Raw genomic sequence first — 6,315 nt, forward strand, 5'->3', positions numbered from 1 at the left:
CCAGGAGGACAAGGTCGTCGGCCCAGGGACCGACGACCTTGTCCTCCTGGCGGGTGCGCGGCAGCAGCGCGCCGAGCAGCATGCCGGCGGCGAGGCCGACGACGCCGACGAGGACCGGGTTCTCGGTCACGAAGCGCTCGACGGCGTTCTGGCCCTGGGCCAGCCGGTCGCTGCCGCGGTCGCGCAGGTCGGCGTAGCGGCGCGAGCCGGTCTCGATCCGGTCGTTGGCCCAGTCGCGGGCGCGGTCGATCGTGTCGGCGCTGCGGCCGCCGACGGCGCTGTAGGTGCGGCTCGCCTCGGCATGGGCCCGGTCGACCGCGTCGTTGGCGCCGCGCTTCAGCCGGTCGGCTGCCGCGTCGGCCTTGGCGCGCAGCTGGTCGGCGGTCTCGCCGATGCGCTCGCCGATCGACGAGACGGTCTCGCTCACCCGCTCGGACATGCCGGCGGCGGCCTCCTTGGCAGCGTCTCCGGCATGACGGGCCGCATCGCCCGCCGAATCCTGCGCGGCGTCGAGGTTGCGGCGCACGGTGTCGTGGTCCTGATGCAGGTTGCGCTCGGGGCCGGTCGCGGGGGTGTGGGCCGACGGGGCGCCCGGATTGGCCGGGTTGATGGTGTGCTCTGCCATGACTCGGGTACTCCCTGGCAGGCGAGGGGCGCCAAGAACCGGCGCCCGCTCTGGCCTGCGGCGAAACGAGGATTCTTTTGGGGACGGGACACCGGCTTCAGGCCGGCGCCGGGATTACATCCGCAGGCTGTCGGCGACGCGGTCGGCGGCCGGATGAGCGGTCGGCCGGTCGGGATCGTAGACCCGGGCCGTGCCGGTGTTGAGGACCGGCACCGACTCGGCCCCGGCCATCGTCGCGTCGAGCTCCCGGCGACGCTCGGATTCCCGGGCAACGCGGTGCACGAGCCAGCCCACCCCGGCGACGATCAGCATGACCGGGACGGGATTGCGCCGCACCGCCGCCAGGGCCCCATCGTAGAGGCCGGCCATCGCGGGCGTCTGCCGGGCGGTGCCGAGCATCTCGTCGACGATGCTGGCCGGGGAGAGCCGGCCCTGGATCTGGTCGATGGTCCGGTCGAGGCGCGCGCGGGTCTGCTCGATGTCGTGCTCGAGATCGTTGATCGACTGGCTCATCCCGACACCCTCTCGGACAGGACCCTGGCATCCTGGCGCACCTGCCGCGTCGTGCGGGTCGGCGTCAGGGTCGACAGGGACATGGCGCTGCGGCCCCAAAGGGCGAGCCCGATGCCGATGGCGAGGAAGACCGCCCCGACGATCAGGGCGGCGAGCGCCTCGGAATTCACCACCGTGGCGAGCCACTTCACCAGGGCATCGGTGAGCACCAGCAGGGCGACGACGGCGAAGACCGCCGCCCCCACCATCATGCCGAGCCCGAGGAACAGCGACCTCAGGTTGTTCGACATCTCGGTGCGGAAGAGGGCGATCTCCTTCCGGGCGAGGTCGGTCGTCTCCCGCAGGGCGTCGCCGAGCAGCCCCTGGATGCTGCCGGGGGCGCCGTTGCCCCCGAGGGGGCGGTGGTCTGTCATGGGATCGGCCATGGCGGCGCCTCCGTCAGGCCGAGTAGCGCGGGCCGGACGCGCCGGTGCGGTAAGGGTCGGGCCGGGCGGTCTCGGGCTCGCTGTGGGCGCCCGGCACCTCGCGGGAGCCGTAGGACGGCGCCCGGTAGGACGAGGACGCGGACCTGGCGGCATCGCGCTCGCGGGACGGGTCGCGGCGGGTCTCCGGACCGCGCCCGAAGGCCTCGCGGCCGTCGAGGACGTGGGCGGGATGGGCCGAGGAGCGGATGAAGCGCGCGGCGAGGAAGCCGGTGAGGAAGGTCGCCACCGCGACGGCGGCCGGCCGGCGGCGGGCCACCGACTCGATCTCGCTGTAGAAATCCTCGAAGCTGCGCTCGCGGATCGAGCCCGAGAGCTGCTCGAGGCCGTCGGCGGCGCTGTCGAAGAACGCCTTCACGTTGGGCTGCTGGTCGAGCTTGCCGCCCGAATCGCGCAGGGCCTGGGCGAGGTCGGAGACCGACTGGGCGGCATCGCCCTTGCGCCGGTCGACGTAGCCGTGGACCTGCTCGCGGGCCGAGTCCACCAGGCTGAAACCGCGCTCCATCGCCACGTCGCCGAGCTGGCGCACGTCGTGGCGCAGGTCGTTCCAGTCCGCCGGCCGCTCGCCGGCGGCACCCCGATCGTCGGCCCGGTGCTGTCCGTTGTCGTAACCCGCGCTCATTGAGGGGAACTCCGTTCTTCGCGGCACGGCCCCCGGCCGCGCCGGTCACCGCGCCACACACATGCGACGTTATTGCGAGTAACAGCAGCCAGGGCGCCCGGTTCCGGTCCCGCCGCGAGCGGTCCTGCTTAAGCCTTGCCCCAAGTGAATCGCGGCGGGATTCCTGTGGAGCGCCGGGCACAGCCGGTCCGGGTGTCGCACGGTCAGGATTCGCCTCGAGGGTTGACCAAACCTCGCGGATCGCGCTTGCTCACCGGGCGTTTTCTCCGTCGGGGGCGGATGGACGCGGCGACGTTCCCGCCCCACAAGGTCCGTGCAGCCGGAGTCCATACCCGCCGTGTCACGCCTCATCATCGTGTCGAATCGCGTCGCCGTCCCGGATGCGGGATCCAAGGCGGTCGCGGCCGGCGGGCTCGCCGTCGCCCTCAAGGAAGCCTTCACGGCCTACAAGGGGCTGTGGTTCGGCTGGAGCGGCAAGATCACCGACAACCCGTCCTCCGAGCCGGTCATCGCCGATCGGGGCCGCGTGCAATACGCGGTCATGGACCTCTCGCCCCAGGATCACCGGGAGTATTACAGCGGCTTCGCCAACCGGGCGCTCTGGCCGATCATGCATTACCGCCTCGGCCTGGCGGCGTTCTCCCGGGCCGACTACGCGGGCTACCAGCGCGTCAATCGCATCTTCGCCCAGGCGCTCGCCGGGCTGATCGAGCCGGGCGACCTGATCTGGGTCCACGACTACCACCTGATCCCGCTCGCCTCCGAGCTCAGGGGCCTCGGCGTCTCGAACCCGATCGGCTACTTCCACCACATCCCCTGGCCGTCGGGCGAGGTGTTCAACACCCTGCCGGCCTCGACGGAGCTCCTGCGCGCCGTCTCCGACTACGACCTGATCGGGCTGCAGACCGACAGCGACGTGCACAACCTGTCGCGCAACCTCGTCGACGAGCTGCGGGCGATCCCGCTCGGCGGCGGCTCGCTGATGGTCGACGGGCGCCGCACCCGCATCCGCAGCTTCCCGATCGGCATCGACGTCGACGGCTTCCGCCAGGCCGCCGAGCGCGCCGGCATGAACCGCACCGTGCGCGACACGGTGGCGGGCCTGCGCACCCGCAAGCTCCTCATCGGCGTCGACCGGCTCGATTATTCCAAGGGCGTGCCGGAGCGGATGGAGGCGGTGGAGCGCTTCTTCGCCTCCAACCCCGACCAGCGCGGCAACGTCGTCTTCCTGCAGATCGCCCCGAAGTCGCGCACCGAGGTGCCGGAATACGAGCAGCTCAGCCGCGACGTGAACGAGGTCCTGGGCAACATCAACGGGTCGCTCGGCGAACCGTCCTGGACGCCGATCCAGTACGTCACCAAGGCCTATCCCCGCGCGGTGCTCGCCGGCCTCTACCGCGCCGCCCGGGTCGGCGTCGTCACGCCGATGCGCGACGGCATGAACCTCGTCGCCAAGGAATACGTCGCCGCCCAGAGCGAGGACGATCCGGGCGTGCTGGTGCTGTCGAAATTCGCCGGCGCCGCCCGCCAGATGCCCGAGGCGCTGCTGGTCAACCCCTACGACCGGTTCGAGGTGGCGGAGGCGATCCGCGCCGCCCTCTACATGCCCAAGGCCGAGCGGGTCGAGCGCTGGAAGCCGATGTTCGAGCGCATGGCGCGCGAGGACGTGGATTGGTGGGCGCGCAGCTACCTCGGCGAACTCGAAGGGTTCCGCACCGTCGAGCGCGAGCCGCCGGCGGAAGCCGAGGCGGGGTAGGGGCGTCCGGTCCGGGGCGCCCCGCGCCCCTCATGTCGTCCGACACGGCCCGCGTCGACGGTCCCCCTCGGCGGGAGCGACGCGCGGAGAATGGGCCCCGGCCGAGCCTGCCGCCTCACGCCAATCCCGGCAGACAGCCCTCCGTCACGCGCCAGTCCCGCATGTCCACCGCCGTCCCGGCAGGACCGGCGAGCATCAGGCCGATCGTCGCCTCGCTCTGGCGCTTGCGGGTCCGGGTGGCGGCATAGACCGTCTGCCAGGTGCCTCGGCGGGTCGGGTCGGCGTCGCGACGGGCGTGCAGCGCCGAATCCGCGAAAGCGAGGGCCGCCCGGGTGCCGGAAAAATCCTCGGGCAGGCGGATCTCGGCAGAGACGACGTGGAGACGGTTCGGCCGCAGGCCGGCGACGGGCTGCGGCCCGACGAGGATACCGGGCTCCGGCGCGGCCGCGGGCAGGACGTGGCGCGTCTCACCGGGCGCCGAGAAGACCGGCGGGCCGGACGGTGCGAGCGGCGGCGGCTCGACGAGGCTGTGGCGCAGCGCGTAGGCCCGGCCGCAGACGGCGAGCCAGCTCGCCAGATCGGCGTCGGTCGCCGCGGCGTAGGGGGCGAAATGCGGCAGCGTGCCCTGCATCAGCCCTTCGCCGCACCAGACGACGCGCCCGGGCTCGACCCGGCCGTCCTCCGCGCAGACCCGCAGCAGCGTCGCCGGGCCGATCGCCCGCAGGGCGGCGAGGAGGCGCCGCACCGCGGCCTCGCTCTCCCCCGGCGGTCCCTTGCGCACCAGGATCTTGTCGCCCGCCGCGAGATCGGCGAGCAGCCGCTCCTTCAGGTAGGCGACCCGGCGGACCTCCCGGTCGAGGAGGGCGGCCGGCGTCGTGCGCGGGGCCGTGTCGCCGGTATGGTAGGCGAAGCCGTAACGGCGGCTGTGGCAAAAGAGGTAGCCGCCGGCCCCGACCCGGACCTCGATGTCGCCGGGCCCGCCATAGTGCGCGAACCGGGTCTCGACCGCGTGGGTGAGGTCGGCGATCGGCGCCGAGGAGAGGCGGAAGAGCCCGAGGGGATCGATGCCCGCGTAGCGCTGGGCGATGCCGAACTCGCAATTGTCGCCCAGGCTCTCGAAGGCGCCGAGAAGCGCTCCCGCGGTGAGGCCGGCCGGCGCCGGGGACGCCTGGCGAAACAGCGGGATCATGCCGGCGATGCCGCCCTGCCGCCCTTGGCCGGGAACGCCTCCGGGGCGCCCTGCGCCGCCAGCACCTTGCCGGGGTTGAGCAGCCCGTGCGGATCGAGGGCGCCCTTGAGGCGGCGCATCAGGTCGAGGGCGACCGGGTCCTTGTAGCGGGGCAGCTCGTCGCGCTTGATCAGCCCGACGCCATGCTCGGCGGCGATCGAGCCGTCCATGGCGTGAACGATGTCGTGGACGATGCGGTTGAACCGCGGCCACTCGGCGAGGAAGGCGGCCTTCTCGGCCCCGACCGGCTGGGTCAGGTTAAAGTGGATGTTGCCGTCGCCGAAATGCCCGAAGGCGCAGACCCGCACCCCCGGCATCGCCGCCTCGCACGCCGCGGTCGCCCGCTCCAGGAACTCCGCCACCCGGGAGACCGGCACCGAGACGTCGTGCTTGATCGAGCCGCCCTCGTAGCCCTGCATCTCCGACAGGCTCTCGCGCAGGCGCCACAACGCCGCGCCTTGCGCCTCGCTCCGGGCCAGGGTCGCGTCCGCGACGAGGCCGGATTCGATCAGCTCGGAGAGCCGCGCCTCCAGCTCCTCGTCGGCATCCGGGCCCGGCGAGGAGACCTCGACGAGGGCGTAGGTATCGTGGTCGCCGTCGAGCGGCCGCACGGCGCCTGGCAGATGGCGCAACACCACCTCCAGGGGGAAGCGCGGCACGTACTCGAAGGCGGTGAGCCGCGGCCCGAGGCGGTCGCGCAGGCGCCCGAAGGCGTCGAGGGCGGCACGGGCCGATTCGAGGCCCAGGAAGGCGGTCGCCTTCGAGACGGGTTTCGGGTGCAGCCGCAGCACGGCGGCCGTGATGATGCCGAGCGTCCCCTCCGAGCCGACGAAGAGGTTCTTGAGGTCGTAGCCGGAATTGTCCTTGCGCAGCGCGCGCAGCCCGTTCCAGACCTGCCCGTCCGCCAGCACCACCTCGAGCCCGAGCGTCAGCTCGCGGGCATTGCCGTAGGCGAGCACCGCGGTACCGCCGGCATTGGTGGCGAGGTTGCCGCCGATGCGGCACGAGCCCTCGGAGGCGAGGGAGAGGGGAAACAGCATCCCGGCCGCCTCGGCCGCCGCCTGGACGTTGGCGAGCACGCAGCCCGCC

At 72.7% G+C, this 6,315-nt stretch carries 7 protein-coding genes; 1 reads left to right on the forward strand and 6 read right to left on the reverse strand.

Annotated features, from left to right (window positions below; genetic code table 11):
• The 4 genes from QR78_RS33350 to QR78_RS29085 all read right to left on the reverse strand — a co-directional run.
• The coding region (locus QR78_RS33350; RefSeq protein ID WP_048431103.1) for a hypothetical protein at window positions 1-625 on the reverse strand (625 nt) is incomplete at its 3' end.
• A 114-nt stretch (window positions 626-739) separates the two neighbouring features.
• Window positions 740-1,138, reverse strand: a complete 399-nt coding sequence (locus QR78_RS29075; RefSeq protein WP_048431104.1) for a DUF3618 domain-containing protein — start codon at window positions 1,136-1,138, stop codon at window positions 740-742.
• The gene (locus QR78_RS29080) at window positions 1,135-1,563 is read right to left on the reverse strand and encodes a phage holin family protein (protein ID WP_048431105.1); all 429 of its coding nucleotides are present in this window, start codon (window positions 1,561-1,563) and stop codon (window positions 1,135-1,137) included. Before QR78_RS29080 ends, QR78_RS29075 begins: the two co-directional genes overlap by 4 nt.
• Window positions 1,564-1,576: 13 nt before the next feature.
• Entirely contained in the window at window positions 1,577-2,242 is a 666-nt protein-coding gene (locus tag QR78_RS29085; protein ID WP_420865521.1) for a hypothetical protein, read from the reverse strand.
• Window positions 2,243-2,579: 337 nt separating this feature from the next.
• Between QR78_RS29085 and QR78_RS29090 the strand changes: the two genes are divergently transcribed.
• Window positions 2,580-3,998 carry an alpha,alpha-trehalose-phosphate synthase (UDP-forming) gene (locus QR78_RS29090; protein ID WP_048431106.1) on the forward strand — a complete coding sequence of 473 codons (1,419 nt, stop codon included), beginning with the start codon at window positions 2,580-2,582 and terminating at the stop codon, window positions 3,996-3,998.
• A 115-nt stretch (window positions 3,999-4,113) separates the two neighbouring features.
• Here QR78_RS29090 and QR78_RS29095 read toward each other — a convergent pair whose 3' ends face one another.
• Together QR78_RS29095 and QR78_RS29100 are read right to left on the reverse strand one after the other, a co-directional pair.
• Complete coding sequence (locus QR78_RS29095; RefSeq protein WP_053221148.1) at window positions 4,114-5,187, reverse strand: hypothetical protein; 1,074 nt, start codon at window positions 5,185-5,187, stop codon at window positions 4,114-4,116.
• Window positions 5,184-6,315, reverse strand: a 1,132-nt coding sequence (locus QR78_RS29100) for an FAD-binding oxidoreductase (protein WP_048431109.1), incomplete at its 5' end; no start/stop codon positions are given. The genes QR78_RS29095 and QR78_RS29100, both read right to left, overlap by 4 nt.

It is taken from the genome of Methylobacterium indicum, from assembly GCF_001043895.1.
Taxonomy (GTDB): domain Bacteria; phylum Pseudomonadota; class Alphaproteobacteria; order Rhizobiales; family Beijerinckiaceae; genus Methylobacterium; species Methylobacterium indicum.